Origin of the sequence: Virgisporangium aurantiacum (assembly GCF_016863635.1) — a bacterium.
Classification (GTDB): Bacteria; Actinomycetota; Actinomycetes; order Mycobacteriales; family Micromonosporaceae; genus Virgisporangium; species Virgisporangium aurantiacum.
Map to the genome: position 1 here is coordinate 87,564 of NZ_BOPG01000058.1, position 26,999 is coordinate 114,562.

General features: G+C 71.5%; 23 protein-coding genes. 7 read left to right on the forward strand and 16 right to left on the reverse strand.

Going from position 1 to position 26,999, the window contains the following annotated elements:
- Nucleotides 1–20: 20 nt before the first annotated feature.
- From Vau01_RS41125 to Vau01_RS41150, 6 genes are all read right to left on the reverse strand, one after another.
- Nucleotides 21–674, reverse strand: a complete 654-nt coding sequence (locus Vau01_RS41125; protein ID WP_204005273.1) for an ABC transporter ATP-binding protein — start codon at nucleotides 672–674, stop codon at nucleotides 21–23.
- A complete protein-coding gene (locus Vau01_RS41130) occupies nucleotides 671–1,537 on the reverse strand; it encodes an ABC transporter ATP-binding protein (RefSeq protein WP_204005274.1) in 867 nt (288 codons plus the stop codon). The genes Vau01_RS41125 and Vau01_RS41130 overlap by 4 nt, the downstream gene beginning before the upstream one ends.
- Nucleotides 1,538–1,546: 9 nt before the next feature.
- A complete protein-coding gene (locus tag Vau01_RS41135) occupies nucleotides 1,547–2,746 on the reverse strand; it encodes a DUF1444 domain-containing protein (protein WP_204005275.1) in 1,200 nt (399 codons plus the stop codon).
- Nucleotides 2,747–2,765: 19 nt separating this feature from the next.
- Nucleotides 2,766–3,554 (reverse strand): carbonic anhydrase family protein, encoded by a 789-nt coding sequence (locus Vau01_RS41140; RefSeq protein ID WP_204005276.1) that lies wholly within the window; start codon nucleotides 3,552–3,554, stop codon nucleotides 2,766–2,768.
- Between the two features lie 37 nt (nucleotides 3,555–3,591).
- Nucleotides 3,592–5,370, reverse strand: a complete 1,779-nt coding sequence (locus Vau01_RS41145) for a glycosyltransferase family protein (protein WP_204005277.1) — start codon at nucleotides 5,368–5,370, stop codon at nucleotides 3,592–3,594.
- A gap of 91 nt (nucleotides 5,371–5,461) precedes the next feature.
- The gene (locus Vau01_RS41150; protein ID WP_204005328.1) at nucleotides 5,462–6,784 is read right to left on the reverse strand and encodes a hypothetical protein; all 1,323 of its coding nucleotides are present in this window, start codon (nucleotides 6,782–6,784) and stop codon (nucleotides 5,462–5,464) included.
- A 221-nt stretch (nucleotides 6,785–7,005) separates the two neighbouring features.
- Here Vau01_RS41150 and Vau01_RS41155 point away from each other — a divergent pair, with 221 nt between their 5' ends.
- The 3 genes from Vau01_RS41155 to fdhA all read left to right on the forward strand — a co-directional run bounded on the left by Vau01_RS41155 (nucleotide 7,006) and on the right by fdhA (nucleotide 9,672).
- Nucleotides 7,006–7,143, forward strand: coding sequence for a hypothetical protein (locus tag Vau01_RS41155; RefSeq protein ID WP_204005278.1), 138 nt, complete (start codon nucleotides 7,006–7,008; stop codon nucleotides 7,141–7,143).
- A gap of 100 nt (nucleotides 7,144–7,243) precedes the next feature.
- Complete coding sequence (locus Vau01_RS41160) at nucleotides 7,244–8,236, forward strand: ADP-ribosylglycohydrolase family protein (protein ID WP_204005320.1); 993 nt, start codon at nucleotides 7,244–7,246, stop codon at nucleotides 8,234–8,236.
- A 218-nt stretch (nucleotides 8,237–8,454) separates the two neighbouring features.
- Nucleotides 8,455–9,672 (forward strand): formaldehyde dehydrogenase, glutathione-independent, encoded by a 1,218-nt coding sequence (gene fdhA / locus Vau01_RS41165; RefSeq protein WP_204005279.1) that lies wholly within the window; start codon nucleotides 8,455–8,457, stop codon nucleotides 9,670–9,672.
- Nucleotides 9,673–9,715: 43 nt separating this feature from the next.
- On the opposite strand, the gene Vau01_RS41170 is transcribed toward fdhA, so the two are convergent.
- From Vau01_RS41170 to Vau01_RS41210, 9 genes are all read right to left on the reverse strand, one after another.
- Nucleotides 9,716–12,193, reverse strand: coding sequence for a DNA gyrase/topoisomerase IV subunit A (locus Vau01_RS41170; RefSeq protein ID WP_204005280.1), 2,478 nt, complete (start codon nucleotides 12,191–12,193; stop codon nucleotides 9,716–9,718).
- A gap of 13 nt (nucleotides 12,194–12,206) precedes the next feature.
- Nucleotides 12,207–15,695 carry an ATP-binding protein gene (locus Vau01_RS65785; RefSeq protein ID WP_239152264.1) on the reverse strand — a complete coding sequence of 1,163 codons (3,489 nt, stop codon included), beginning with the start codon at nucleotides 15,693–15,695 and terminating at the stop codon, nucleotides 12,207–12,209.
- Between the two features lie 205 nt (nucleotides 15,696–15,900).
- Nucleotides 15,901–16,605, reverse strand: coding sequence for a hypothetical protein (locus Vau01_RS41180; RefSeq protein WP_204005282.1), 705 nt, complete (start codon nucleotides 16,603–16,605; stop codon nucleotides 15,901–15,903).
- Between the two features lie 81 nt (nucleotides 16,606–16,686).
- A complete protein-coding gene (locus tag Vau01_RS41185; protein WP_204005284.1) occupies nucleotides 16,687–17,601 on the reverse strand; it encodes a hypothetical protein in 915 nt (304 codons plus the stop codon).
- Nucleotides 17,602–17,694: 93 nt separating this feature from the next.
- Nucleotides 17,695–18,156 (reverse strand): DUF427 domain-containing protein, encoded by a 462-nt coding sequence (locus Vau01_RS41190; RefSeq protein WP_204005286.1) that lies wholly within the window; start codon nucleotides 18,154–18,156, stop codon nucleotides 17,695–17,697.
- Nucleotides 18,157–18,163: 7 nt separating this feature from the next.
- Entirely contained in the window at nucleotides 18,164–19,360 is a 1,197-nt protein-coding gene (locus Vau01_RS41195) for a hypothetical protein (RefSeq protein WP_204005287.1), read from the reverse strand.
- Between the two features lie 53 nt (nucleotides 19,361–19,413).
- On the reverse strand, nucleotides 19,414–20,616 hold the full coding sequence (locus tag Vau01_RS41200) for a hypothetical protein (protein ID WP_204005289.1): 1,203 nt from the start codon (nucleotides 20,614–20,616) through the stop codon (nucleotides 19,414–19,416).
- A complete protein-coding gene (locus Vau01_RS41205) occupies nucleotides 20,613–21,131 on the reverse strand; it encodes a SigE family RNA polymerase sigma factor (RefSeq protein WP_204005291.1) in 519 nt (172 codons plus the stop codon). The genes Vau01_RS41200 and Vau01_RS41205 overlap by 4 nt, the downstream gene beginning before the upstream one ends.
- Before the next feature lie 84 nt (nucleotides 21,132–21,215).
- Nucleotides 21,216–22,043 (reverse strand): helix-turn-helix domain-containing protein, encoded by an 828-nt coding sequence (locus tag Vau01_RS41210; protein ID WP_239152265.1) that lies wholly within the window; start codon nucleotides 22,041–22,043, stop codon nucleotides 21,216–21,218.
- Between the two features lie 91 nt (nucleotides 22,044–22,134).
- On the opposite strand from Vau01_RS41210, the gene Vau01_RS41215 reads away from it, so the two are divergent.
- Complete coding sequence (locus Vau01_RS41215) at nucleotides 22,135–22,491, forward strand: VOC family protein (protein WP_204005294.1); 357 nt, start codon at nucleotides 22,135–22,137, stop codon at nucleotides 22,489–22,491.
- On the opposite strand, the gene Vau01_RS41220 is transcribed toward Vau01_RS41215, so the two are convergent.
- Nucleotides 22,478–23,209, reverse strand: a complete 732-nt coding sequence (locus Vau01_RS41220) for an alpha/beta fold hydrolase (RefSeq protein ID WP_239152259.1) — start codon at nucleotides 23,207–23,209, stop codon at nucleotides 22,478–22,480. The two genes, Vau01_RS41215 and Vau01_RS41220, sit on opposite strands and share 14 nt — an antisense overlap.
- 21 nt (nucleotides 23,210–23,230) lie before the next feature.
- Between Vau01_RS41220 and Vau01_RS41225 the strand changes: the two genes are divergently transcribed.
- From Vau01_RS41225 to Vau01_RS41235, 3 genes are all read left to right on the forward strand, one after another.
- Nucleotides 23,231–25,072, forward strand: coding sequence for a GMC oxidoreductase (locus Vau01_RS41225; RefSeq protein ID WP_204005296.1), 1,842 nt, complete (start codon nucleotides 23,231–23,233; stop codon nucleotides 25,070–25,072).
- A gap of 84 nt (nucleotides 25,073–25,156) precedes the next feature.
- Nucleotides 25,157–26,332 carry a sensor histidine kinase gene (locus Vau01_RS41230; RefSeq protein WP_204005298.1) on the forward strand — a complete coding sequence of 392 codons (1,176 nt, stop codon included), beginning with the start codon at nucleotides 25,157–25,159 and terminating at the stop codon, nucleotides 26,330–26,332.
- Nucleotides 26,329–26,994 carry a response regulator gene (locus Vau01_RS41235; RefSeq protein WP_204005300.1) on the forward strand — a complete coding sequence of 222 codons (666 nt, stop codon included), beginning with the start codon at nucleotides 26,329–26,331 and terminating at the stop codon, nucleotides 26,992–26,994. Before Vau01_RS41230 ends, Vau01_RS41235 begins: the two co-directional genes overlap by 4 nt.
- Nucleotides 26,995–26,999 lie beyond the last annotated feature (5 nt).

Here is a 26,999-nt window from a genome sequence, read left to right on the forward strand (position 1 = left end):
GCGGCGCCCGATCGGCGCGATCAACCGACGCGCCCGTCGCTGATGTGCAGCACGCGGTCGGCGAGCGCCATCATCACGGGGTCGTGGGTCGCGACCAGCACCGTCACGCCCTCGGACTCCACTACGCCCTTCAGCAGCGCCATCACCGCCAGGCCGGTCTCGGCGTCGAGCTGGCCGGTGGGCTCGTCGGCGATCAGCAGCCGCGGCGACGCGGCCAGCGCCCGCGCGATCGCCACCCGCTGCTGCTGGCCGCCGGACAGCTCGTCGGGCTTCTGGCGGGCGTGGTCGGCGAGGCCGACGAGGTCGAGCAGCGTCGCCACCCGGCGCTCGCGTTCCTGCGTCGGCATCCGTCCCAGCCGCAGCGGCACACCGACGTTCTCGGCGGCCGACAGCACCGGGATCAGCCCGAACGTCTGGAACACGTAGGCGACCCGTTCGCGGCGCAGCCGCGACAGGCCGTCGTCGTCGAGGTCGGTCACGGTGACGCCGTCGACCGTTATCGACCCGGTGTCGGGGCGGTCGAGGCCACCGACGACGTTGAGCAGCGTCGTCTTCCCCGACCCGGACCGGCCGACCAGCGCGGCCATGGTCCCTTCCGCCAGGTGGAACGACACGTCATGGAGCGCTTTCACGGCGCCGAAACTGCGGCTGACGTTCTCGACTCGAAGGATCATGCGTCGGGCCGGACCTCGACGCGGTCGGCCTCCAGCGCCAGCCGAACCCGCCGCGTCAGCGCCAGCGCCTCGCGGTATTCGCGCGGGATCTGGACGCGGCCGGCCCGGTCCATCACCGCGTACTCCTCGGCGATGACGTGCGTGTCGCCGTTCTCGTGCGTGGTGGTGCGGCGCAATGTCTCGCTGCTGGTGCGCCCGTCACGGATCGCGACCGTCCGTTCCACCTGGCCGCTCACCGCCGGGTCGTGCGTCACGACGACCACGGTGACCCCGAACCGCCGGTTCACGTCGCGCAACGCCCCGAACACCTCCTGCGACGTGGCCGTGTCGAGTTCGCCGGTCGGCTCGTCGGCGAACAGCACCCGCGGTTCGTTCGCGAGGGCGACGGCGATCGCCACCCGCATCTGCTCCCCGCCGGAGAGTTGCGCCGGTCGCCGGTCCTCCGTGTGGGCCACGCCGAGCGCCTTCAACAGCTCGGTGGTCCGGGTCCGTCTTTTATGGGACGGCGTGCGCGCGGCCGCCATGGGTAGATCGATCATCTGCCGGGCGGTCAGGTAGGGGACGAGGTTGCTGGCCGTCTGCTGGCGCACGAACCCGACGGTGTGCCGCCGGTAGTGGACGCGGTCCTTCCGCGACATCGAGAGCAGGTTCCACCGGTCGACCCGGGCCCGGCCGGCCGTGGGCGCGTCGATGCCGGCGAGAATCGACAGCAGCGTCGACTTGCCCGATCCGGACGCGCCGACGACCGCGACCATCTCCCCCCGGTCGACCACGAGGTCGAGCCCCTGCAGCGCCTGCACCTCGATCGAGCCGGACTGGTAGATGCGGACCAGGCTCTCGCAGACGATCAGGGCCTCGGACATTGTTTGATCTTATGGCTCGACGGCCTGGGCGCGTAGTGTCGCCAGCTGCTGGTCGGACATCCACTGCGGGGTCCGGTACCGCGGCGGGTACAGCTTCGGGTGCGGTACCAGGCCGATCGTGTCGACGACGGTCTCGAACGGCACGACGGAGGTGTCGTGGGCCTCGTTGATGACGGCGACGAAGTCGGTCTTCGGCAGCAGCGTCCAGACGCCCTCGCCCCATGTGGACACCGAGAAGACGCTGCCGTCGTCGCGGGTGCCCACCTGGTAGCCGCCGAAGTAACCGCGGACGTAGCCGTCGGGTTCGTCCTCGTCGATGTCGAAGTCGTCGTCGAGCTCCGCCTTCTGGGCGTCGTACTCCTTGGAGGCGAGCAGGGTCTCCGACCGGTGCACGGCGTTCCAGAGCGGGTCGCCGCGGGGAACCGCGAAGGGCACCACGCGTCCGGCGTCGTCGATCGTGTACGCCAGCGGCGACACGTATCTGGCCGACTCGAGGTACTCCTTCTCGGTGTGTTCAAGGAGGGCCTTGACGGTGTCGGGATCGTCGTCGACGATCGTGAGCCCGCTGCTCCGGTGGGGAGTGAAGGCGACCGGCCGGCCGCCGATCTTCTCGCCCATCGCGGCCAGCCACCCGTCGACGAGAAGGTGCGAGACCCAGTAGTCGGAGCCGGTCTCGGGCATCCGCAGGATCGCCTTCCGCTCGAACTTCTCGTCCGGTCGCGGCCAGTTCGCGCGGGTGGCGATGTTCTCACGGGCACGGGCGAACACCTCGTCGGCGCTGACGCCCCACTCGGCGGGCTGATCGACGTGCACGTACTGCATCTGCTTGGGGTGGTCGATGACGACCATCTCGTTCACGAACAGGTGGAACTCGCGGACGAGCAGCCGGATGCCCTCGTACTCGGCCAACTGGGGTGAGTTCAGCACCGGCCGGAGCCGGTCGGCGACCATCTCCCAGGCGGTCAACGACTCCGGGGTGGTGGCCAGGGCGTCGGCGAACCGCCTGATCTCGGCGCCCTGTTCGGCCTGCTTCGCACTGCCCCACTCGTGGTACAGGTTGTGGAGGTTGGCGATCCACCCGCCGGCGCCGCCGGGCTTCGTGTAGCGCAGGCAGAACTCGTCGGCGTCGTATTCGATGTCGGTCCCGCCGGCGACCCGCAGCGCGATGGCCACCTGGCGGGCGAACCGGTCCCTCGCGGCGTCCCCCATGGGTGAGGAACGTACCGGATCACTGCCTCCGGTACCGGATCACCCGGCCGTTCAGCGGCTGGGTCGCGCGGGCGTCCCCGTCGGGGAACAGCCGCCGGAGGCCGGCGATGCCGGTGGCCGCCACGGCCAGCGGCTGCCGCAGCACGAGCCACGACACCGGCTCGGTGAACGGCGCGGTGGTCAGGGATCCCTGGTACCGGAACGTCGACAGGTCCCTCGGTAGGGCTGTTTTGAGGTCCACTTTTGCGTGTAGGTCCGGGCCGCACTCCTTTGGGAGCGGATCGGGAATGACGTCCTTGCGGCCGCCGGGCACGAGGAACAGGCCGAGCACGAGCGTCTCGCCGTCGGGGCCGCTGTGCACGAAGTGCTGCTCCACCGGGTAGCGGTGCCCGTCGAGGGTGTGCTCGGACGGCGTGTGGAAGTGGTACTGCAGCAGGTCGTAGCGGGTGGTTCCGAGCAGCAGCGCGGCGGCGCCGGCGGGGACGTCGGCCTGCACGACGTCCTCCTCGCCCCGGGTGGTACAGCTGTCGTCGCGGCTGACGTACCGGACGGTGACGTCGACTCGGCGCGGGTAGTCGAGGTGGAGACGGGGAAGGTGGGGCGAGGCGACGGCGGTCCGCGAGCGGATGGCGATGGGACTCTGGAACGGCGGCACTTCCGCGCTCGCGGCCCCCGTCGCGCCGCCTGTTGCTGTCGCCGCCGTTGCGGTCGCGGCTCTCGCCGCTGTCGCCGCGGCCCCCGTTGCCGTCGCCGCCATGGCCGCCGCTGCGGGTATGCCCAGGATCAGCGATCGCCTGGAGATCGTCATTTGTTCACTCCCATCCCTCGATGGGGGCATTTTCCCCTTACGTCATCGTGCGACGCCAGACCGCCCATCCCTGGCGCGGCGCGCCGGCGACGAACGCCATTCCCCACGAACGGCCGTCCCACGACGGTCCGCGCCCCGACGGGTCCCACGGCGCGATGACCACGGTCGCCTGCGGCGGCGGGGGGACGTTCGCGTCGAAGAAGACGATCGGTGCCCAGTCGACCTCGCGCATGTGGTTGAACAGGTCCGGGAACCGCACCTGCCACGCCTCGGCGACCGTGTCGCCCGGTCCGAGCTTGAGATCGCGGACGAGCTTCGGTGTGTCGGACGCGTACTGCGGTCCCACCATCGGCATCGTCACCCGCTCCCGGGTCACCTCGGCGCCCACACCACCGAGCAGCACGAGCACCACGAGCGCCGCGGCCGCCATTGCCTTTCCCGACGCCGTCGGCCGGGCTTTCTCTGATCGACCGATCGCGGTGACCAGGAGGCCGCACAGGGCGATGGCGACGATCGTGGGACCCACGAGATCGAGCCGGCTCCACTGCCACGAGAGCAGCGTCGACTCCACGGCGTCGAACGCGATGAACGGCGTGGGCGGAAGGTCGGCGACGTGGAGGCCGACGACGGCCGCCGAGAACACCATGAGGGCGGCGGTGGCCGTCACCGCCTGGATCCGCCGGCGCCGGCTGGCCGTGCGCGCGGCGGCGAGCCCCACCAGCAGCCACACCGGGTACAGGAAGTGCAGGTAGCGCGGGTACGCGAAGTAGGTCAGCCGGTGGTCGGCGAACGGGAGTGACACGGCGCTGCCCGCCGCGATCAGGCCGGTCGCGACGAGCACCGCGAGCAGCGTCAGCGCCCGGGCCTGCCGGCGTCGCACGTCCCCTATTCCCGCCACGGCCGCGAGGAGCCCGACCAGGCCGAGCCCCAATGTGCCGACGCCCATCGCCCAGAACTGCCCGACGATCCGGGTGACCACGGTGACGATCCCCCAGTCGACCGTGAGAGCCGTACCCAACTGGGACCCCGGGCTCACCCCGAGCAGGTGGATCTCGTCGCCGATCCGGGCGAGCAGAACGTTGTTGAGACTCTTGAGCGCCCCGGCCGCGACGATCGATCCGAGGACCGGCCCGAACGTGACCCGTCGGGCCAGCACCGCGATCAGCATGAGGAACAGGTGTGCCGCGAGCACCATCGTCCCGCGGACGTGCACGGTGTAGATGAAACCCGCGAGCGCTCCGGACGCGACCGCGTACGCCCAGCGGCGTCCGCGCGTGTCGGCGGCCAGCCAGCCGTGTCCGAGGACCACCCAGCCGAGGAACAGCGCGGGCAGCACGGCGTCGGTCATCGCCAGGTTCGAATAGAAGGTGACGCCGGGCAGCGTGGCCGCGGCGAACCCGGCACCGACCGCCCACCGGGTCGGCGTGCCGAGCACCCGGCGCGCGAACAGCGCCGCGAGCGGGAACACCGCCGCGCCGAAGAGCGCGCTGATCACCTGTGCCCGGTGGAAGATCGCGAACGCGTCGCCCGGCCACCAGTAGGCCGGCGTCAGCAGCAACGGGTAGCCGACCCGCCGGAATTCCTCGTTCTCCGTCGAGTACCCACCCGGCCCGCCGGTGAGCACGCGGGCGGCGATGAGGTAGCCGTCCTCGTCGGGATGGCCGGCCGGCGCGACGACGCCCCGCGCGAGCCACAACCGCCAGGCAAGCTGCACCACGAACCCGATCGCGATGACGACGCCGACAGCCATCTTCGGTTTCCGGTGTTCGTCGGCTCTCGCCGGTGTCTCGTCGACTCTCGCCAGTGTCTGCTGCATGGTCCCGTCCCCGGATGCCGGCCGGTCCGGCCGGGCCGCGCCACGGGGCGGGCCCGACCGGATCCGGCGACGGTCGTCGATCAGTGGTGGGTCAGTACGCGCACAGCGCGGTGAGCGTCCCGGGGCCGGTCACGCGCGGGTCCGGGTGGCTGATCACCAGCTGGGCCGAGTGGCCCTTGCCGGTCACCGTGAGGGCACGCAGCCGCCCCTGGTTGGAGATAATGACGGTGCCGAGCGAGCTGACCTCGGAATCCTCGTCGCACCGGGTCGAGACCCGGACCGTCCCGTCCGGGTCCTGGTCGGCGGACCGGTTGATCGCGGTGGTGCCGAAGTCCGAGCGCGTGCAGAGCGCGATCACGGCGACATCCTGCGGCAACGGCGTAAAGGCGACGATCCCGTTGATCGGACCGGTCCCGCCACCCCCGGTCGGGTATCCACCGGTGGGGTATCCACCCGTGCCGGTCGGGTAGCCGCCGGTCGGGTAGCCCCCGGTCGGGTAGCCCCCGGTCGGGTATCCGCCGGTGCCGGTGGGGTAGCCGCCGGTGGGGTATCCGCCGGTCGGGTATCCACCCGTGCCGGTGGGGTATCCGCCAGTGGGGTAGCCACCGGTGGGGTAGCCGCCAGTGGGGTACGAGCCGGTCCCTGTCGGGTAGCCCCCGGTCGGGTACGAGCCTGTGCCGGTGGGGTAGCCGCCGGTCGGGTAGGAACCGGTGCCGGTGGGGTAGGAGCCGGTGGCAGTGGGGTAGTCGCCGGTCGGGTACGAGCCGGTCCCTGTCGGGTAGCCCCCGGTGGGGTATCCGCCAGTGCTGGTCGGGTATCCGCCCGTGCTCGTCGGCCAACCGCCGGTCCCCGGGGGATAGCCGCCGGTGCCGGTCGGCCAGCCGCCCGGGCTACCACCACGAAGCACCTCGATCGCGTTCAGCCGCCCGTCGCCGCCGGCCGCCCAGCCGAAGCCGATCAGCTGCCGCCCCGGCGAACACACCGCGGCCGCCACGGTGCTACCCGTCCGCGCCACCGACGTCTGCGCGACGATCTGCGCCGAGTCCTTGACGCACACGGCCTGCACGCGCAGCGTCCACGACGATGTCACCGGCGCCGACGCGGTTCCCCGCGCCGTGGCCGTCCGGCCCTCCGGCCACATCTTGGTGATCCGCACACTCTCGAAGCCGCTGAGCTCGGCCGAGACACCCACCGCGGTGTACCCGCGGTCACACGACGCCGACACCGACGCATCCTGGTTCCGCGTGGTGATCGAGTTCGCCGCCGTCAGTTCCGGGGCCGCCGACGCCGCCGCACGCAGGGCGAACGGCAGTACCGCCATGGTCACCACCGCCGTCACCGTCCCCGCGGTCAGCAGCGCACGTCTGGGTTTGCGCAGCAGTTCACGCATGCGGGCGGTCATGCCCTGTGTCATCTCGGTCCTCCGTGAGTGTTCGATCGGTGAAAGTCACCGTCTACAGCCGCTACACGTGGGACCAGGGGAGGCGGATGCACCGCGCCCATGTCGTCCATCGGACGCAACCGGCACGCGCCTCAAAGCGTTGGCACCTTCCCAGCAACACAGTCCACTGTGGACTGTGTTGTTTGATATAGGCTTAGGAATTATTGTCGTACGTACGTGCGAACATGGCGGGTATGGAAGACCGCCTCGAACCCCTCCTCACCGCACACCCCTGGGCACAATCACCCGACCAGAACGTCGCCAACCTCGCCAACCTCGACAACTCGTGCTCGACGGAGACAGCCAGCAACCGCTACCACAGACGCGAGTGATGACACCGGACCGAACCGCAACACCCCACGCCACAGCAGAAGCCACGCCTCGACTCGCCCGCTACGCTCCGTCGAAGGGGGTGGACGGGTGACGGTGTCGATGGCCGCGTCGGGGTGTCTGTTCGGGTTGGCGTACGGAGACGCGCTGGGAAAGCCGACGGAGTTCCTGTCCGTCGCCGAGATCCGGCGTCGTTACGGCGACGGCGGGCCGCGCGAGCTCACCGGTGATCCGGCGCTGGTCACCGACGATACCCAGATGACGATCGCGGTCGGGCGGGCGTTGCTCGACGTTTCCGGTCCGCCGGCGCCCGCGGTGCCGGAACCGTTGCTGCGGGCCAGGTTCCTCGAGTGGGCGGCCAGCCCCGAGAACAACCGCGCGCCCGGGATGACCTGCCTGCGCGCCTGCGGCGAACTTGCCCGCGGCGTGCCGTGGGTGCGGGCGACCGTCGTCGGGTCGAAGGGGTGTGGCGCGAACATGCGGGTCGCGCCGGTCGGCCTGGTCGCCGGGTACGACGTCGACACGCTGGCCGGCGTCGCGCAGCTGCAGGCCGCCCTGACGCACGGGCACCCGACCGCGCTGGCGGCGAGCGAGTTGACGGCGTACGCCGTCCGCGTTCTTCGAGACGGCCTTGCGCCGGCCGACGTGCCGGCGGCCCTGCGCGACCGCTGCCACGAGCAGCGCACGACCTACCGCGCCGACTGGCTGGGCGACGACCTCTGGCGGCAACCCGCGATCGACACACCGGTCACCTTCATCAGCCGCGGCTGGGACGAGTGCCTCGACGTCCTCGACCGCCTCGACGTCGCCCTCGGCCTCGCCGACGACGGCGGGGACCCGTGCCGGGTCACCGGCGAAGGCTGGATCGCCGAGGAGGCCATGGCCACCGCCCTCCTGTGCGCGATCCGCCACGCCGACGACCCGGTGGCCGCGCTGGCGCGCGCTGCCACCACGTCCGGCGACTCCGACTCCATCGCCTGCCTGGCCGGCGCGTTCCTCGGCGCGGCGTACGGCATGACGGTATGGCCGCCGGAGTGGCTCGACCGCATCGAGTACGCAGCGGACCTCGCGACGCTGGGCCGCGCCTGGGACTAGTAGGACACCGGGCCGCGCTCGGGACCGATAGACGCCGCGCCTCGGATCAAGGCGCCGGCCCCGGACCGAAGCGCCGGGGCGTCGGAGTTGAGGCACAGGCCGGCCGGCCCTCGGCGGAAGGCTGAGTTCGCGACCTTGCGCGGGCGGGCGTAGCGTCAGCAGGAGGCCACACGACGAGCGCGCGCGTCACCGGAACTCTCCGGAAGGAGCGCTGAATCATGTCTGGAAACAAGGCCGTCGCCTACATGGGGCCCGGCAAGGTCGAGGTCCGGACTACCGAGTACCCGACGTTCGTATTGAAGGACGGGCCCGGCGTCAACCCGGCGAACGTCGGCCGTAAGACGCCGCACGGCGTGATCCTGAAGAGCGTCGCCACCAACATCTGCGGAAGCGACCAGCACATGGTGCGTGGCCGTACCACCGCGCCGGAAGGCCTCGTGCTCGGGCACGAGATCACCGGCGAGGTCGTCGAGACCGGGCCGGACGTCGAGTTCATCAAGGTCGGCGACCTGTGTTCGGTGCCGTTCAACATCTCCTGCGGCCGCTGCCGCAACTGTAAGGAGGGTAAGACCGGTATCTGTCTCAACGTCAACCCCGACCGGCCCGGTTCGGCGTACGGATACGTCGACATGGGCGGCTGGGTCGGCGGGCAGGCCGAGTATGTCATGGTTCCGTACGCCGACTGGAACCTGTTGCGGTTCCCCGACAAGGACCGGGCGATGGCGAAGATCCTGGACCTCGCCATGCTGTCCGACATCTTCCCGACCGGGTACCACGGCTGCGTCACCGCGGGCGTCACCACCGGATCGACGGTCTACGTGGCCGGCGCCGGACCGGTCGGTCTCGCCGCGGCGACGTCGGCGTTCCTGCTCGGTGCGGCGGTGGTGATCGTCGGCGACCTGAACGAGCAGCGGCTGGCGCAGGCCCGCAGCTTCGGCTGCGAGACGATCGACGTGTCGAAGGGCGACCCGAAGGACCAGATCGAGCAGCTCCTCGGCGAGCCCGAGGTCGACTGCGGGGTCGACGCGGTCGGGTTCGAGGCGCGCGGCCACGGCGGCGACTCCGCCCGCGAGGCGCCGGCCACGGTGCTGAACTCGTTGATGGACATCGTGCGCGCCGGCGGCGCACTCGGGATCCCCGGACTTTATGTGACCGGTGACCCGGGCGCCGTCGACGACGCCGCCAAGGTGGGATCGCTGTCGATCCGGCTCGGCCTCGGCTGGGCCAAGTCGCACGCGTTCTACACCGGCCAGTGCCCGGTGATGCGGTACAACCGCGCGCTGATGATGGCGATCCTCAACGACCGGGTGTCGATCGCGAAGAACGTCAACGCGACGCCGATCCCGATCGACCAGGCGCCGCAGGGATACCAGGAGTTCGACGAGGGCGCCGCCCGCAAGTACGTCCTCGACCCGCACGGCATGATCAGCGGCTGACCCCGCGGCGGTCCACCCCCGGGGCCACCCCCGGGGGTGGACGTCAGCCGTGTTCGATCAGGTGGCCGACGAGTTCCGGCCGCGGGTTCGGGGTGCCGGAACCGTCGCGGCGTTCGTCGACCTCGGGCAGGTCGACGGCCTCGCCGGTGCGCTTCGACGCGACCGGACGCGGACCCACCCAGGCCACCTCCAGCCGGGTCTCCCCGCGCAGGAAGCGCTGGGACCGCACCCCGCCGGTCGCGCGTCCCTTCGCGGGGTAGAGCGCGAACGGCGTCACCTTGACCCCGTTACCGGTGGACGTGACCACCATGGGCTCGCCGTGCTGCGGATCGTCGGTGATCACCGCGCCGAAGAACACCACCTCGGCCTCGGCCGCCAGGCTGATCCCGGCCATGCCGCCGCCGCGGAGACCCTGCGGCCGCACCAGTTTCGCCGGGAAGCGCAGCAGCGACGCGTCGGACGAGACGAACACCAGCGCCTGGTCGGGGTCGGTGAGCCAGGTACCGCCGACCACCTCGTCGCCCTCGCGCAGCCCGATCACCTCGAACTCGTCGGATCGCACCGGCCAGTCGGGCGCGCAGACCTTCACCACGCCCTGCCGCGTACCCAGCGCCAGCCCGGGGGAGTCGGCCTCGCCGAGCGGCGCCAACGCCACCACCGTCTCGCCCGGGTGCAGCGGGACCAGTTCGGCCGCCGACATGCCGCCGCGCAGCGACACCGTGCCGACCCGTTGCGGCAGCACCGGCAGCGACAGCACGTCGGTCTTGAACGCCCGCCCCGCGCTGGTGACGAGCAGCACCTGCGCCCGCGCCGTGGTGTGCACCATCGACCGCACCGCGTCGTGCCGGTCGCGGCCGCTGCGGCGCCGTCCCTCGACCGCCTCCTCCGACTCGGCCGCCGTCCGCGCGACCAGCCCGGACGCCGACAGGATCACCTGGCACGGATCGTCGGCGACCTCCAGCGGACCGGCCGGCGCCGACGCCGCCAGCACCTCCTTGAGGTCACCGTCGATCAGCGCGGTGCGCCGCTCCGTGGTGAACTGCTTCGCCACCGCGGCCAACTCGTCGGAGACGACCTTCTTCAGCACCTTGTCGTCGTCGAGGATCCGGCTGAGCTCCGCGATCTCGTTCTCCAGCTTCGACTTCTCCGCCTCGAGCTCCAGCCGGTCGAACTTCGTCAACCGGCGCAGCGGCGTGTCGAGGATGTACGTCGCCTGGATCTCCGACAGCTTGAACGTACGCATCAGCCCGTCCTTGGCCGCCTGCGCGTTGTCGCTGTTGCGGATCAGCCGCACCACCTTGTCGATGTCGAGCAGCGCGATCAACAGCCCCTCGACCAGGTGCAGCCGGTCGAGACGCTTCTGCCGGCGGAACCGGCTGCGCCTGGTGACCACCTCGTACCGGTGGGCCAGGAACACCTCCAGCAACGCCTTGAGCCCCAACGTCTGCGGCTGCCCGTCGACGAGCACCAGGTTGTTGATGCCGAACGACTGCTCCAGCGGCGTCAACCGGTACAGGTCGGCGAGGAGCGCCTGCGGGTTGACGCCCACCTTGCACTCGATGACCAGCCGGATCCCGTTCTCCCGGTCGGTGAGGTCCTTCACGTCGGCGATGCCGGTGAGCCGCTTCGTGCGGTTGACCTCGTCGGTGATCTTCTCGATCACCTTCTCCGCGCCGATGCCGTACGGCAGTTCGGTGACCGTGATCGCCTGCCGGCCGCGGCTACCCTCCAGCGGACCCGTCTCGGCGCGCGCCCGCATCCGGACCACGCCCCGGCCCGTCTCGTATGCCTTTCGCACTTCGTCGAGCCCGAGGAGCGAACCGCCGGTGGGCAGGTCGGGCCCCGGCACGAACTCCATCAGCTTGTCGAGCGTCGCGTCGGGATACCGGATGAGCCACCGCGCGGCCGTGACGATCTCGCCGAGGTTGTGCGGGATCATGTTCGTCGCCATGCCGACCGCGATGCCGGACGTGCCGTTGACCAGCAGGTTCGGGAACGCCGCCGGCAGCACCGTCGGCTCGCGGAGCGACCCGTCGTAGTTCGGCTTGAAGTCGACCGCGTCTTCGTCGAGCTCGCCGACCAGGCGCATCGCCGCCGTCGACAACCGGGATTCCGTATAACGCTCGGCGGCCGGTCCGTCGTCTGGCGAACCGAAGTTTCCGTGACCGTCGATCAGCGGCACGTTCAGCGAGAAGTCCTGCGCCAGCCGCACCATCGCGTCGTAGATCGCGTCGTTGCCGTGCGGGTGGTACTTACCCATCACGTCACCGACGACGCGGGCCGACTTCACGTACGCGCGGTCGGGCCGGTAGCCCTGCTCGTACATCGACCAGAGGATCCGGCGGTGCACCGGCTTCAGGCCGTCGCGCGCGTCGGGCAGGGCCCGGGCGTAGATGACGGAGAACGCGTACTCCAGGTACGACGTCTCGATCTCCGTGGTGAGCGGATTGTCGATGACCGTCGCGCCCGCCCGGTCGAACGACGAGAGGTCGACCTTCGGGCCGGTGTTCTTACGTGCCATGTGGTTCGCCTCCCTATGCGTCGATCGCGTCGCGGTCGACCCGCTTGGCCGACTCGACCAGCCAGTTCCGCCGCGGCTCGACCTTCTCGCCCATGAGCAGGTCGAGCGTGCGCTCCGCGGCGTCGATGTCCTCCAGCGTGATCCGGCGCACCGACCGCGTGGCGGGGTTCATCGTGGTGTTCCACAGCTCGTCGGCGTCCATCTCACCGAGTCCCTTGAAACGCGGAACCGGCGTGATCACCTGGCGCCCGGCCTTGTTCAGCCGGGCGACCGTCTGCTCCATCTCGGCCTGCGTGAACGTGAAGATGGTCTCGGCGTTGCGCCCCTTGGTCTGCACCTTGTGCAGCGGCGGCATCGCCGCGTACAACCGCCCGAGCTCGATGACCGGCCGCATGTACTTGGCGAACAACGTGATCAGCAACGTACGGATGTGCGCCCCGTCGACATCGGCGTCGGCCATGAGGATGATCCGCCCGTACCGCAGCTGCGCCGGCTCGAACGTGCGCCCCGTGCCGGCCCCGAGCACCTGCACGATCGACGCGACCTCGATGTTCTTGAGGGTGTCGGCGAGACTCGCCTTCTGCACGTTGAGGATCTTGCCCCGGATCGGCAGCAACGCCTGGTATTCGGCGGCCCGCGCCATGCGCGCGCTGTTGTGGACGAACACTCCGGCTTCCAACGCGAAATTGTGGTAGCCGTCGACGGTCAGGTCGTACACGTCTTCGGTCTCGCTCACCGGCGTGACCGCGACCACCCGGTGGTTGACAAGCGACGCGGCCTCCCGCAGCCGACCCAGTTCACCGTCGTAGTGCTGCAGGAGACGGTCGAACCGCAGGCCGGTCTTCGGTCGCTCGATGTCGTACGCCGTGGCGAGGGCGTCATCGGACAGGTGGATCAGGCCGGAGATGCGCCTGAGCGCGGCAATGCGGCGCCCCTCGTTCTGCCGGGCGACCCGCTCCTCCCGCGACACGGTCGCCACGTACCGTGCGCGTCCGGCCTGGACTTTGGCGAGGTGACCGGTCTCGGGATCGGTCATCCGCCGGGTCATCCGCGCCGAGTGCTCCGCGCCGAATTCGGGGTGTTCCCGGTGCCATTCCGTGACCGCGAGCCGCTGCCGTTCCCGCTCGGCCGGGTCGGCGAACTGCGCCCTGCTCGTCTCCGAACGCCACTGGCGGAGTTTCTGGTCTTGCCACTGCGCAATCGACCGTTCACTCCACTCGGCGCGTCGGGCCGGATCACCGAAGAACCTGCGGACCCGTTCGGCGGCAGCGGCCCGGTGCCCGGGTTGTGACCAGTACGCCGCCTGCCGTTCCCGCATCCGTTCCGCGTACGCGGCCCGATCCTCATCGCTGAGCGACGCGTACCACTCCTGGAATTCGCGCTCGATCTTCGCGCGGAAGGCGGGTGACGCGTTCAACCGGGCCAGGCGGGCCAGGCACGCCTCCCGGAAATCGGGTTCCTGCCACTGCTTCGTGAGCATGGCCGACTTGAACGCCAGCCCGCCGGCTGCCATCCACTGCCGGTAGCCCTCGTGGACGTGCTCGCCCATCATCGAAGCGTGCAGGGCGGCGTGGTCCTCCCACGTCATACGCCGCAGATTGCGCGGGTCGTTGTTGCGCTTGTCGACGTCGACGTGGTGGCGGACGTTGCCGTTGGCGGCGCTGTCGAGCCCGTGGCGGAGGTTGTAGGCGTCGGCGAGGTAGTGGGTGTTGACCCACTCGTCGCGGTCGTTCATCCAGACGCGCTCGTAGCCGTCGAGGTTGTGGCCGGCCGCCTTCGAGGACAGCGACCGGTACAGGGGCATCAACGAGTCGCCCGGGGTGAGGGCGTCGGCGCGCCGGTAGGAGCCGTCGCGGAGCCGGAACAGGTGGTCGGGTGTGCAGCGCACGGACTCACCGTTGTCGAGCGTCACCCGGACCAGGCCGGCACCGCGTCTGGTGAGCCGCGGCTCGACGAGCGGGACGACCACGACGCGTCCGGCCTTGTTGGTGGCGTATCCGAAATGGGTGACGCCGTTCGCCCAGTCGGCCGTCAGCTCGGCGAACGAACGGGCCTTCCCCGAGGCCAGCGCCACCATCGTGTCCCCCGTGAAGCAGCCGAGGGCGGAGTCGCCTTCGACGATGAACAGCTCGCTGCGATCGACGCCCGTCGACCGGCAGTCGACCAGTTTCGGGGGCATCGAGGCGCCCTCGAGCGCGGTTTTGCGGCGTGCCGCGTCCTTCTGCTGTTTCTGGGTGAGGCGGACGCGTGCGGCCTCGACGATCTTGGTGAGGACGACGCGGGCCTCGGTGCGGGTCTTGCGGTCGTCGACCCACTTGCGCAGCGACTGCTCGACCACGGCCTGGGTGACCTTGGTGATGGCGGCGGTGCTCAGCTCGTCTTTGGTCTGCGACGTGAACTGCGGTTCGGGGAGACGCACGTGGAGGACCGCGGTGAGGCCTTCGAGCACGTCGTCGATCGTGGGCGGGTCCTCCTTGGGGCGGAGCAGGCCGCGCGTGTTGCGGATGGCGTCGGTGAGGGCGCGGACCGCGGCCCGCTCGAAACCGCGGCGGTGGGTGCCGCCGTGGAGGTTGCGGATCGTGTTGGTGAAGCACTCGACGGTGCGCTCGTAGCCGGTGTCCCAGCGCAGCGCGATCTCGATCTCGGCGAGCCGCTCGACGTTGGCGCGCATGACGCCGTGGTCGTCGGCGGCGTTCTCCTTGTACCGACCCTCGCCGGTGATCATCACCGTGCCGCAGACGGGCTTCGCGCCGGACGGCGTGAGGTAGTCGACCATGTCGAGCAGGCCGTGCGGATAGGTGAAGGTCTCCTCGCCTTCCGGCGTGCGCAGGGTGTAGGTGACGCCTGGCACGAGGAACGCCGTGTTGCGCAGCTTGTCGCGGACCGCTTCCACGTCGAGCGCGGCGCCCGGCTCGAAGTACCGCCGGTCGTACCAGTACCGGATCGACGTGCCGGTGGACGCGTTGCGCTTCATCCGCCCGGCGAGGCGCAGGCCGGGTTCAGGGGTGAAGGGCGCGTCGGGCCCGTCGCCGTCGAAGATTCCGGGGACGCCGTTGCGGAACGACATGTAGTGGACCTTGCCGGCCTGGCTCACCCGGACGTCGAACCGCAGCGACAGCGCGTTGACCGCCGACGCGCCGACGCCGTGCAGGCCGCCCGAGGTCTTGTAGCCCGACCCGCCGAACTTGCCGCCGGCGTGCAGCCGGGTGAGCACCAGTTCCACACCCGAGAGGCCGGACTTGGCGTTGATGTCGGTCGGGATGCCCCGCCCGTCGTCGTCGACCTGCACCGATCCGTCGGGATGCAGGGTGACCATGACGCGCGCGGCGAAGCCGCCGGCCCCCTCGTCGGTGGAGTTGTCGATGATCTCGTTCGCGAGGTGGTTAATGCCACGACTGTCGGTGGACCCGATGTACATTCCGGGACGTTTCCGGACGGCATCGAGCCCCTCGAGATGCGTGAGGTCATCTGCCCCGTACAGGGCCTCGGACTGTGCGGTCAAGACGGAGTACTCCACTTCCGGGCGGATAGTGCCCGGCGAGCCTAACCAGGAGGTACGACAACTTCACCCACGGGAGGCCGGGCGTGTCGAGTTTCACCGGAATTGGCAGTGCTCCGGTTACGGTGCGTCAGCGTGTCCGGAACGCGTGGTGGGCTCACGCGACCCGTGGAGGCCCCGGGCGGGACCTCCACGGTCGTCGATATTTTCAGTGACGGGCACCAGCGCGGTAGGACGCCGCGCCGGCCAGCATCAGCAGCAGTGCCAGCAGGACCAGGCCGACTGCGGGTGCTCCGGTGCGTGCCAGCGCGCCACCGCCGATCGCCGCCCTCCCGTCAGCGGTCGTCGCGCCGATGACGCCCAGCGGATCTGTGTCCGGGACGGCGTCCAGGCCCGATCCTGTTGCGCCGACGTCGCCCGTCTCCGTCTCCGGATCCGTGCCGGTGTCTCCGGAGCCCGCGCCGGAGCCGGAATCGTCACCGGTTCCGGTCGGCCCAAGCACCACCGCTGCCCGCACCGCCGCGGCTGCCGGCTCGGCGAGGACAACCGCCTCGACCTCGGCCGCCGCGCCTCCGTCCACTGTGGACCGACTGACGGTTGCCGTCGCGTCCACTGTGGACCGGCTGACGGTCACGGTCGCGTCCACTGTGGTCGGTGCGGGACCGTCCGATGTGGACACCGGTGCGACCACGGCGGTCACCGCGATCGCCGCGACCGGTGGCCGGGCTTGTCGCTCGGCCGGGCGGCCGAGCGTGACGTCGACGCCGAGATCCGCCGTGATACCACGGGATTCGCCTCCGTTCGAGGTGACCGGGAAGTCGATGCCGACATGAGCGTCGACGGTGGTGTTCGTGTCGGCGGACGCCGCCGTCGAGCTGATGGCCCACGCCGCACCGGCGATGCCGGCGGTCACGAGGCCACGGAGTATCCAACGATTCATCATGCACCTACCAGGATTGTGGAACGGACAGGACTCGTCTCGGACCCTGGTGGCTCAGCCCGGCCGGTCCGGTGGGCCGCGCGCCGGCTGCCCCGCGGGCCTCGCGGACCGCGCGACGGCTGTCGTGCTGTCGGAAACCGGCCACGCGGGTGCCCGCCCGAGCACGGCGGCACCACCCGGCGCGGCCCGGTCGTCACCGCCGGCGAGCCCGGCCGCTTGTCCGGTCGCCGGCGCGGTGGTGGCGGGCACCGCGGGCTGCGGCGCAAACGGCTCCAAAGGCAAGGGGACGCGGGTGCTGCCGGCCCCCGGTGCGGACGCGCCATTCCGCCCCGTGGTGAGTGGGCCGGGGCGGCTCACCGGTGAGGCCCCGGTCCCGGCGGCTGATCCGCCGAACCGGGGAGGAGGGAGCGGTCCGGGGAGTCCCGGCGTTCCCGCGGTCGACTCGATGGTCACACCCGGTCCGGGAATCGACATGCCCGGGACCGGGACCCCGGGAACCTGGACGGGTGGCACCGAGACGGCCGGAGAAGCAAGGCCGGGCACGGCGAGCGGCGGCACGGAGACCGATGGGACCGAGATCGGCGGCACGGTGAGCGGCGGCACGGTGAGCGGCGGCACGGTGAGCGGCGGCAAAGCGAGACCGGGCACGGTGAGTGGCGGCACGGCGAGTGGCGGGGCCGAGATCGGCGGCACGATGAGCGGCGGCACGGGACCCGGCGGCACCGGAACCGGCAGCGGCGGCGCCGGCACGGATGGCACCTTCATCGGCGGCACGGACACCGGCCGCACGGACACCGGGGGCGCCGCGATCGTCGGTGGTGGAAGGCTCGGAAGCGCGTCTGCTCGGGTGGGAGTGCCCCACGACCCGAGTACCTCGAGCGCCAGCGCGACCAGGGCGCCGCCTCCGCCCGCGACCAGCAGTCGGACCAGCTGGCCCGATCTGCCTCGCGGGGGGATGCGACGCTTCATGACCGCGAAGTGTGCTCGCCCAGCTACGCACAGTGCAATGCTCGCACCCGGATTGCACCCGAGGCCGGCTCACGGATCGACGCGCAGAGGGGACTACCAGCCCTGGGTGCCGGGGGCGCCCTTGATCGGGCCGTGGATGTCAGCGGTCAACCAGCCGCCGTAGAAGTCGCCGGGTTGGGGGGTGACCGGTTCACCGTCCACTGTGCACTCGTCCATTGTGGACGGATAGAACGCCAGCCGCCCGGCCAGGATCTCGTAGCCCGGCGACGGGGTTTCGTACGACCAGGCTGCCCGCGGCACCACGGTTCCGCCGGCGACGAGGTCCCAATACGATGCGACGCCCTTGAACTCGCACACCGTGCGGTGCCCGTTCACCCGTAGTTCCGCCGCCACCTCGGCGCGCGGGACGTAGTACACCGGCGGGTGCGACGTCTCCAACACTCGCACCGCCTCCCGCGTGTCCACCACCGTGATGCCCTGGTGGCGTACGGCGATCCGGCGCGTGGTCGGCTCGACCCGGGGTGGTCGGGGGTAGTCCCATACGGATTCGGCCATTGGACCATTATCCCCGCTTGCCCCGGGCCGCCAGGTAGACCGCGCGCACCGCCAGCGTCCGCTCGACCTCGTCGAGGATCGGGGTGAAGAACCTGCGCCGGTTCTCGGTGTCGAACATCGACGTGACGGCGAAGTACATGCTGCCGAACCCGGCCAGCAGAACGGCGTTGCGGGGCAACGCCACCGGCACGTTCGGGAACATCGCCAGCGGGCGGGGAGGCTCGCCGATCCACTGCTCGGCGGTGGCGCCGTCGACCACGAGAAGACCGAGCACGACGAAGAACGCGAACAGCCACAGCCCGACGACGATCGCCTGCACCAACTGGCGGGACGCGAGCATCACCAGCAGGCTGCCGATCTGCCGGTCGGCCAGGGGTGGCGGCTCGATCGGCGCCAGGTCGTCGACCGACACCTCTTCGAGCGGGGTGCCGCGGCACGCCTCGGTCAGCTTCGGCGGCTGAAGGTCATTCTCGACGCGTCCGATCTCCTCGCGCAACCGGCCGGCGGCGGCCAGCACCGTGACGCCGGCGAACAACGCGAGGACGAGCACCAGCCGCCACCACGTCAGCCGGTTCATCGCCTGCCACAGCTCGCCGGTGAAAAAGAAGAACAGGGTGACGAACAGCAGCATCGGCAGGGCGCGACTCTGCAACCGCAGCGTGTTGCGCAGATCCTGCCAGGCGTTGCGGACCGACCGGGCCAGCAGCGGCAGGATCCCGTACAGCGTGGTCAGCCGGGCCGCCTCGAACAGCACCCCGAAGATGACGCCGAAGCCGACGACCGCCCAGAGAAATCCTGTCCGTCCCTCGGTGATCTGGCCCGCACCCACGTCGGGCGAGGCGACCGTGCGGGAGACGGCCAGGTCGAGCAGCGGGATCAGCAGCGGCATCGCGCCGTACGTCACCAGGACCAGGATCACCGCCCGCCGGGGGAACACCGGCAGCCGCCGGAACCGGTTGAGCAGGATCCCGGCCGCGACCCCGCCGACGAGCACCGCGGCGACGGCCACGAACCGCCCGACCGGCGATAGTTCCTCGCGCAACGGCCACAGCAGACCCGTCGCCGACACCAGCGCGAGGAACGGCACCATGCGCGGGAGGACATGGCTCGAGAAACTGTAGTCGGCGATGAGCAGCGGCATCCCGCGCCGGATCAACCAGTTCTCGGTCCGCCGGATCACGGCCGGGGAGACGGTGGCAGCCACGCCGCGATCATCGCCGGTTCGGCGCCGGCGCGCACGCCGGGGAGCGGACGCCGTCAGCGGGTGCAGTTCCAGGTGACGGGCGTGGGGTCCGCGAAACCGGCCAGCGTCGTGCCCGCGGCGGCGACCGCGCGTACCCTGCCGCCGTCGATCGGGAACCGGTGGGTGGTGCGGTCGGGGGCGACCAGCACGAGCTTCCCGGCGAGGTCCTCGGCCGCGACGAACCAGCCGCCGGGGCCGCCGACCGGCGCGCCGTCCAGGGCGTCGAAGACCTCGATCAGGCCGGTGCGCAGGTTCCACCGGACCGGGTACAGGTACGGGTTCGCCAGGGATGTCACGCCGTCGCTGTAGGTTATCTCGTTGTTCGCGTACGAGCTGTACAGGAAGTCGCCGTGCACGGTGGCGTTCAGCATCGAGCCGTGGCCGGTCAGTTCGCGCGGCACCGGGATCGACGTGCGGGTGCCGTTGGGCCGGTTGATGGTGATGCTGCCGGCGCCGAGGTCGGCCTCCGACCGGATCCGGGCCGAGACCGTCGTGCCGTCGTCGCGGACGGCCAGCGGTTGCGAGTCCGTTTCGCGGATGATCCGGGGCCGGTCGGGGTGGTCGGCCGGCCAGACGACCAGCGCCGACTGCGGGGCGGTCCGGTCGGCGGCCCCGTCGAGCAGGCCCAGCGCGTCGCCCTTGCTGTTGACGTGCAGCACCCGCGCCCGGTTCCATCCGGCCGGTGCGGCCAGTTCCTGAACGGCGCCGTTCGTGATCCGCCAGTTGAGGCCGGAGTCGTGGGCGACCACCGTTCCGTTGCCGTTGACGGCGGTGGCCGTCACCTCTGTCCGGACGGTCGGGACGGTGATCACCGTGGGTTCGGCCCGGGTCCAGACGGTGGGGCCGCCGATCACGTAGGTGCCGGTGGGGTCGGCGGCGGTGACGGTGTCGCCGCCGGGCTGGCCGGCCGGCGTGGGCAGCGGCGTGGGGTCGCACCACAGCGTTCCGGCGACGGTCGTGCCGCGGTGCACCACCCGCGGCTTCGTCGCGAACCGGGAGTTTGCGGGCTGCTCGCGGTCCCGATCGATCCGCGCCGCGATCGTCACCGCCGGCACCGCAGCCGCGACCACCGCGAGCGCCGCCGCCGCGATCGTGGCGCGGCGCCAGCGCCGTTTCGACCGCCGGCCGCGCGCGAGCAGGAGGTCGGCGTCCAGCCGGGTCGGTGGTACAGGGGACGCCCGCAGCAGCGTCCGGACGTCATCCTCGTCGCTGATCACGTCGATCTCCTCAGCTCGGATGCCGCGGACACGGCCGGCTCGACCCCGAGAATCCGGCGCAGCATGGTGAGGCCCCGGCTGGTGTGGCTCTTCACGTTCCCGTCCGAGCAACGGAGGATCCGGGCGACGTCGCCGACCGGAAGATCACAGAAGAACCGCAGGACGAGCACGGTGCGTTGGGCCGTGGTGAGCTGGGCGAGCGCCAGCCGCAGCGAGTCACGCTCCTCCACGTGACCGTCGTGACCGTCGGAGCGCTCCGGTACCCGGTCGGTGAGCAGGACGCGGGCCCACCGCATCCGGCGCTCGTCGACATATTTCCGGATCAGGGTGCGGTGCACGTACGCGTCGACGTTGTCGGCCTCCCGTACCCGGTGCCAGTGGCGGTAGAGGGCCGTGGTGGTCGCGGAGACGATGTCGTCGGCCTGGTGCGGGTCGCCACAGAGCAGGTACGCCGCGCGATGCAGTGCGGGCAGGCGCGCCGACACGTACTCGACGTATTCGCGGTCCCGGTCCATGTCCGCCTTTCCGACAGTTCTCCCCCCGTCAGACGCGCGACCCTGGGGTGGCGGTTGCGATGCGGACAAACCGGGCGCTGACAGCTACGTGTCAAGGAGGCGACGGACGGCGCTGGGCGGGTGGCCGAGCTGGTCACGCATCGTCCGGCACAGGTGTGCCTGGTCGGCGAACCCGAGGTCGGCCGCGAGGGCGGCGAGGTCGGCGGCGCCGGCCTCCAGGCGGTCGAGCGCCCGTTCCACCCGGACCCGGTTCCGGTACCGGGTGAGGGAGACCCCGAGGTGCCGGCTGAAGGCCCGGCTGAGCCGGAACGGGGAGACGTCGAGCAGCGCGGCCAGCGGCAGCAACCCACCGGCGGCCGGGTCGTCGGCCCGGATCGCCTCCCGGGCGCGATCGACGAGCAGCCGGTCGCGTGCCGCCCGGTCGCGCGCCGCCCGGTCGCGCGCCGCCCGGTCTTGCGCCCGGTCGAGCGGGGTGCCGGGCAGGACGGTGCCGGCCAGCAGGGTGACCAGGTGTTCGACGACCGCGAAGTCGACGTCGCCGGTGGACGCGGCACGGAGGAGGCGGCGGTGGGCCAGGTCGACCCGGGCGTCGATGTAGACGGGGCGGCCGGTCGGGTCGGCGTCGCCGGTCAGAACGGACCACACCGGGGGGCGCAGGCTGATCGCCGTGCAGACGTCGCCGCCGGCGGGGTGGGCGAAGTGCTCCTCGTCGCCGGGGAGGGCGAGGAAGCCGACGGTGGGGTCGAGGTCGGCGACCCGGCCGTGGACGCGGCGCCGGAAGCGGCCGCGCCGGACCAGCACCACGCGGTAGTCGGACCCCGCCTCGGGTGGGGACCATCCGGTGTGGTGCTGGCCGCAGGTCACCGCCGAGACGGCCAGGCCGGGCCGGGCGGCGAGCCGCACCGCAGACATCACCCGGCGGACCCTACGCCACCGGTACGACAGTTTTCCGCGCGCAAGGATGTTCAAGTTTTTGTCGGTCCCGGCGGGCAGGCTCCCTGCCATGACAGCGATTGCGACCGTGAGCACGATCATTCTCGACTGCGCCGACGCGAAGGCGCTGGGCGAGTTCTACCGCACGGCGACCGGGTGGGAGGTCGCGTCGGCCGACGACGACTTCGTGTACCTCGACAACGGCGGGCCGGTGCAGCTGGCGTTCCAGCGGGTGCCCGACTACGTGGCGCCTGGGTGGCCCGACGCCGGCAAGCAGGCCCACCTCGACCTGAAGGTGGCCGACCTCGACACGGCGACGGCCGACCTGGTGGCGGCCGGTGCCACGAAGCCGGAGTTCCAGCCCGGCGACGGGTGGGTGGTGCTGATCGACCCGGCCGGGCACCCGTTCTGCATCAGCGCCGGGTGAGTTCGAGCAGGGGGAGCAGTGCGGCCGGGTCCTCGACGTGGGCGTTGTGGCCCAGGCCGGGGAGGTCGACCGGGTCGGGGACGAGGGCGGCCAGGTCGGCGGTGCTGACCATCGGATCCCGCTCGCCGCGGGCCAGCACCACCGGAACCGGTGCCGCGGCGAGCAGGGCGGCCACGCCGGGCTCGCCGACGGCGAAGGCGGCCGGGTCGAAGGTGGGGCGCCAGCCCGCATCGGTTCGGGTGACGGCGGTGGCGAGGGTGGGGTCGTCGGGGTCGACCAGGCCGTCGAGGCCGGCGACGCGCAGGTGGCGGCGGACCGCTTCCGCACGGGTGGGGTACGTAGGGGCCGGCCGATTGCCCACCTCGACGGCCCTGGCCAGCTCTGCGCCCGTCCAATTGACTTTGATGCCGAGACCGACGACGGCCCGGACGCCCGGCCGGGCCGCGAGGTGCAATCCGACCGCGCCACCGAAGGAGTGACCGACGACGACCGTGCCGCGCGGGTCGACCAGGCCCGCGACGGCGGCCGCGACGGATGCGAACGAGTAGGCCGGCAGGTGCGGTGAGCCGCCGTGGCCGGGGAGGTCGGGTGCGATCCACGCCGAGTCACCGAGGAGGGAGGTGAGGCCGGCCCACACGTCGCCGGTGGCGCCGAGGCCGTGCAGCAGCAGGAACGCCGGCGGTTCGGTGCCGCCCGTTCGGACCAGGAGGTCGGTCACGGTCACCAATACTATGCGGGAATGGACGTGGAGCGGCTGCGAACCGCGATCGACGCGGTGGTGCCGCGCGACGACGTGGCGTCGGCGTCGGAGGCCGGCGGGTTGCGGTTCCTGGACAGCGTGTGCCTCGACCGTCCGGAGTGGACGGAGCGCATCAGCGCCGTGCTCGACGGGATCGACGCGGGGGTGGTGGGGCCGGATTTCGAGTGGTTCGCCGACCTGGTGAACACGGGCTTCTACGCCGATCCGGGCAACCACGGCAATGACGGCGGGGTCTCGTGGCGGATGCTCGGCTGGAGTCCGTGGCCGTCGACGGTGCCGGATCACACGGCAACAAAGCCGGCGGTGGTCACGACGGTGGCCAGGCACTATGACGCGGTCGTGATCGGCTCCGGCGCGGGCGGCGGGGTGGCGGCGTGGGCGCTGGCCCGGTCGGGGCGGTCGGTGCTGCTGGTGGAACGCGGCGGGTTTGCCGCGGTGTCGGGCGATCACCTGGACAACCGACGGGTCGACGGCGGCAACGCCTACACGTTCGGCGGCGGCACGCGCGTGTACGGAGCGCAGGCGTGGCGGTTCGTGCCCGCGGACTTCGCGATGGCGTCCACGTACGGCGTGCCCGACGGCAGCGCGCTCGCCGACTGGCCGATCGGCTACGACGACCTCGAACCGTTCTACACGATGGCCGAGTACGAGATCGGCGTGTGCGGGTCGGACCCGGGGTCGCCCCGGCGGTCGAGGCCGTATCCGATGCCGCCGGTGCCGCGCGCCGGGTGGGGCCGGCGCCTGGAACGGGCCGCCGGAACGCTGGGGATGGGCACGGTTGCGGTGCCGCTGGCCGTCAACTCGGTGCCGTACGACGGGCGGCCGGCGTGCGGCGCGTGCCGCGAGTGCGTCGGGTTCGCGTGCCGGGTCGACGCCAAGAACGGGTCCCACAACACGGTGCTGGCGCGGGCCGCCGCCACCGGGAACCTCCACGTGCGGCTCGGCACGCGAGTGCGGCGCATCCGCACAGACCGGCGGAGGGTGACCGGCGTCGAGCTCACCGACGGCAGCGTCGTGACGGCGGACGACGTCGTGGTCGCCGCCGGCGCCGTGGAATCGGCCCGGCTGCTGCTGTGCAGCCCGAGCGACCACGAGCCCGACGGGCTGGGCAACAACCACGACCAGGTCGGCCGCTACCTGCAGGGGCACGTGTACGGCGGTGCGATCGGCGTCTTCGACGACGAGGTCGTCGACCTGGTCGGGCCCGGCCCGTCGATCTCGACGCACGACTTCCGCCATCACGTCGACGGTTTGGTCGGCGGCGGGATCATCGTCGACGAGTTCGTGCCCACCCCGCTGGGCACGTACCGGTACCTCCGCGCGGCCGGGCTGATCGGCGCGCACGGGCTCGCGGCCAAACAGGGGATGCGGCACCTGGCGCGGCGGATGCAGCGGGTCGTCGGCCCGGTGCAGGAGCTGACGTCGGCCGGATCGCGGGTGCGGCTCGACCCGTCGGTGACCGACGCCGACGGCGTCCCGGTGGCCCGGTTCAGCGGCGGCCTGCACGCCAACGACCTTGCCGCGCAACGGTTTCTCGGCGAGCGCGCGGCCGACTGGCTCCGGGCCGCCGGTGCCCGCACCGCGATCCCCTACGGCCCGCCGCCGGCCGACCGGCCGAGCGTCGGCCAGCACCAGGCCGGCACGTGCCGGATGGGAACGGATCCCCGGTCGTCGGTGACCGACCCGGCGGGACGGGTGTGGGGGCACGACAACCTGCGCGTGGTCGACGCGTCGACACACGTCACGAACGGCGGGGTGAACCCGGTGCTGACCGTATTCGCCAACGCGTTCCGCGTCATGCACGACTGGCTCGGCGAGTAGGGCGGGCACCGGTACCCCGGTAGGGGGTGCCGGTGCTACCCGGGTATGCCGACCCGGACCCGGCCCGCCCCGTAGCCTAGCGACGTGGATTCACGCACGATCCGGGACGACCTGAGGGTCGTGGCGACCGGTGCGGGGCTGCCGGGAACCCCGCCCCGCCGGCCGTGGATCGTGCGCCGGTACGGGCTGCCGCTGCTGCTGATGTTCACCCTGGCGCTGGGCATGGGTGCGGTGTCGGGCGTCCAGAAGGGTGGTTGGGCGGTCCAGATGCTGGCGTTCGCCGGCGTGGTGCCGCTGGCGCTGCTCTGGTACCGCCCGCTGGTCGCCTGGCGGATCGCCGTGGTCGTCGCCGCGCTGTGCGAGCTCTCCGCCGCACCGGGCTCGACGATCTGGCCGTGGCCGCCGGCGTCGATCCCGGTGTACCTGGTGGTGTTCTTCGGGGTCGCGGCGACACAGCGGGCGATCGTGACGATCGGCGTATGGGCGGTCTCGTGCGGGCTCGTGATCTGGCAGGTGAACGGCGAGAACGAGCCCGGCATCATCATCTTCCTCACGGTGGTGGCGCTGGTCGGCGACCAGGTTCAGCGTCGCCGCCGGGCCCAGCGCGAGCTCCGGTCGGCCGAGGAGCGCGGCGCCGCGCTCGCCGAACGCACGCGGATCGCCCGGGAACTCCACGACGTGGTGGCACACCACATGTCGATGATCGCCGTGCGGGCCGAGACCGCGCAGTACCGGCTCGGCGACGTGGCGGAGCCGGTCCGCGACGAGTTCGGCCAGATCTCGGCCGCCGCGCGGGAGGGCCTGGTCGAGATGCGGCGGCTCCTCGGTGTGTTGCGGTCGGAGAACCAGGAGACGCTCACCGCACCGCAACCGGGCCTCGCCGACCTCGCCGATCTGGTGGACACGGCACGCGCCGCCGGTGCCACGATCACGCTGTCGCCGCTCGGGGACCCCGACGGGGTGCCGCCGGCGGTGCAGCTGACCGCGTACCGGATCGTGCAGGAGGCGCTGTCGAACGCGGGCCGGCACGCACCGGGGGCGCCGGTGTCGGTCGTGCTCACGCGCGTCCACAATGGACTTGACGTGTCGGTGCGCAACGGGCCGACGGCCCGGCCCACGACGGAGGCCGTGCCGGGCCACGGTTTGAGCGGGATGCGGGAGCGCGCCGCCATGCTCGACGGTGAGCTGACCGTGGGCCCGGATTCCGACGGTGGGTTCGAGGTGCACGCCGTGTTGCCTGTCTCGGAAGGGGATCGATGATCCGGGTGATGGTGGTCGACGACCAGGCGATGGTGCGCGAGGGCTTCGCGGCGTTGCTGTCGGCGCAGCCGGACATCACGGTGGTCGGTGACGCGGCGAACGGCGCCGACGCGGTGACCGCCAGCCGCCGGCTCGATCCCGACGTCATCCTGATGGACGTGCGCATGCCCGTGATGGACGGCCTCGCCGCGACCGGCCGGATCCTCGACGTGCCACCCGGCGCGACCGCGCCGAAGGTGTTGATTCTGACCACGTTCGACCTCGACGACTACGTCTTCGGCGCGCTGCGGGCCGGCGCGAGCGGGTTCGTGCTCAAGGACGCGCCGTCGGCCGAACTGGTGCACGCGGTGCGGGTCATCGCGTCGGGCGAGGCGCTGCTGGCGCCGTCGGTCACCAAGCGGCTGATCGCCGACTACGCCTCGCGCGGGCAGCCCGACCGGCGGCGACATGCCGCGCTGGGTTCGCTGACGCCACGGGAGACCGACGTGCTGCGGCTGATCGCCGACGGCCGGTCGAACCAGGAGATCGCCGCGGATCTCGTGCTGGCCGAGCAGACCGTGAAGACACACGTGAGCCGGCTGCTGACAAAGCTCGACCTGCGGGACCGGGCGCAGGCGGTGGTGTTCGCCTACGAGAGTGGGCTCGTCGTTCCCGGACAGTGATACTC

What these genes read in the sequence shown, in the direction of transcription:
- Vau01_RS41125 (WP_204005273.1), bottom strand. Translation starts at nt 674, where the DNA reads ATGATCCTTCGAGTCGAGAACGTCAGCCGCAGTTTCGGCGCCGTGAAA.
- Vau01_RS41130 (WP_204005274.1), bottom strand. Translation starts at nt 1,537, where the DNA reads ATGTCCGAGGCCCTGATCGTCTGCGAGAGCCTGGTCCGCATCTACCAG.
- Vau01_RS41135 (WP_204005275.1), bottom strand. Translation starts at nt 2,746, where the DNA reads ATGGGGGACGCCGCGAGGGACCGGTTCGCCCGCCAGGTGGCCATCGCG.
- Vau01_RS41140 (WP_204005276.1), bottom strand. Translation starts at nt 3,554, where the DNA reads ATGACGATCTCCAGGCGATCGCTGATCCTGGGCATACCCGCAGCGGCG.
- Vau01_RS41145 (WP_204005277.1), bottom strand. Translation starts at nt 5,370, where the DNA reads ATGCAGCAGACACTGGCGAGAGTCGACGAGACACCGGCGAGAGCCGAC.
- Vau01_RS41150 (WP_204005328.1), bottom strand. Translation starts at nt 6,784, where the DNA reads ATGACACAGGGCATGACCGCCCGCATGCGTGAACTGCTGCGCAAACCC.
- Vau01_RS41155 (WP_204005278.1), top strand. Translation starts at nt 7,006, where the DNA reads ATGGAAGACCGCCTCGAACCCCTCCTCACCGCACACCCCTGGGCACAA.
- Vau01_RS41160 (WP_204005320.1), top strand. Translation starts at nt 7,244, where the DNA reads ATGGCCGCGTCGGGGTGTCTGTTCGGGTTGGCGTACGGAGACGCGCTG.
- fdhA (WP_204005279.1), top strand. Translation starts at nt 8,455, where the DNA reads ATGTCTGGAAACAAGGCCGTCGCCTACATGGGGCCCGGCAAGGTCGAG.
- Vau01_RS41170 (WP_204005280.1), bottom strand. Translation starts at nt 12,193, where the DNA reads ATGGCACGTAAGAACACCGGCCCGAAGGTCGACCTCTCGTCGTTCGAC.
- Vau01_RS41185 (WP_204005284.1), bottom strand. Translation starts at nt 17,601, where the DNA reads ATGAAGCGTCGCATCCCCCCGCGAGGCAGATCGGGCCAGCTGGTCCGA.
- Vau01_RS41190 (WP_204005286.1), bottom strand. Translation starts at nt 18,156, where the DNA reads ATGGCCGAATCCGTATGGGACTACCCCCGACCACCCCGGGTCGAGCCG.
- Vau01_RS41205 (WP_204005291.1), bottom strand. Translation starts at nt 21,131, where the DNA reads ATGGACCGGGACCGCGAATACGTCGAGTACGTGTCGGCGCGCCTGCCC.
- Vau01_RS41210 (WP_239152265.1), bottom strand. Translation starts at nt 22,043, where the DNA reads ATGTCTGCGGTGCGGCTCGCCGCCCGGCCCGGCCTGGCCGTCTCGGCG.
- Vau01_RS41215 (WP_204005294.1), top strand. Translation starts at nt 22,135, where the DNA reads ATGACAGCGATTGCGACCGTGAGCACGATCATTCTCGACTGCGCCGAC.
- Vau01_RS41225 (WP_204005296.1), top strand. Translation starts at nt 23,231, where the DNA reads ATGGACGTGGAGCGGCTGCGAACCGCGATCGACGCGGTGGTGCCGCGC.
- Vau01_RS41235 (WP_204005300.1), top strand. Translation starts at nt 26,329, where the DNA reads ATGATCCGGGTGATGGTGGTCGACGACCAGGCGATGGTGCGCGAGGGC.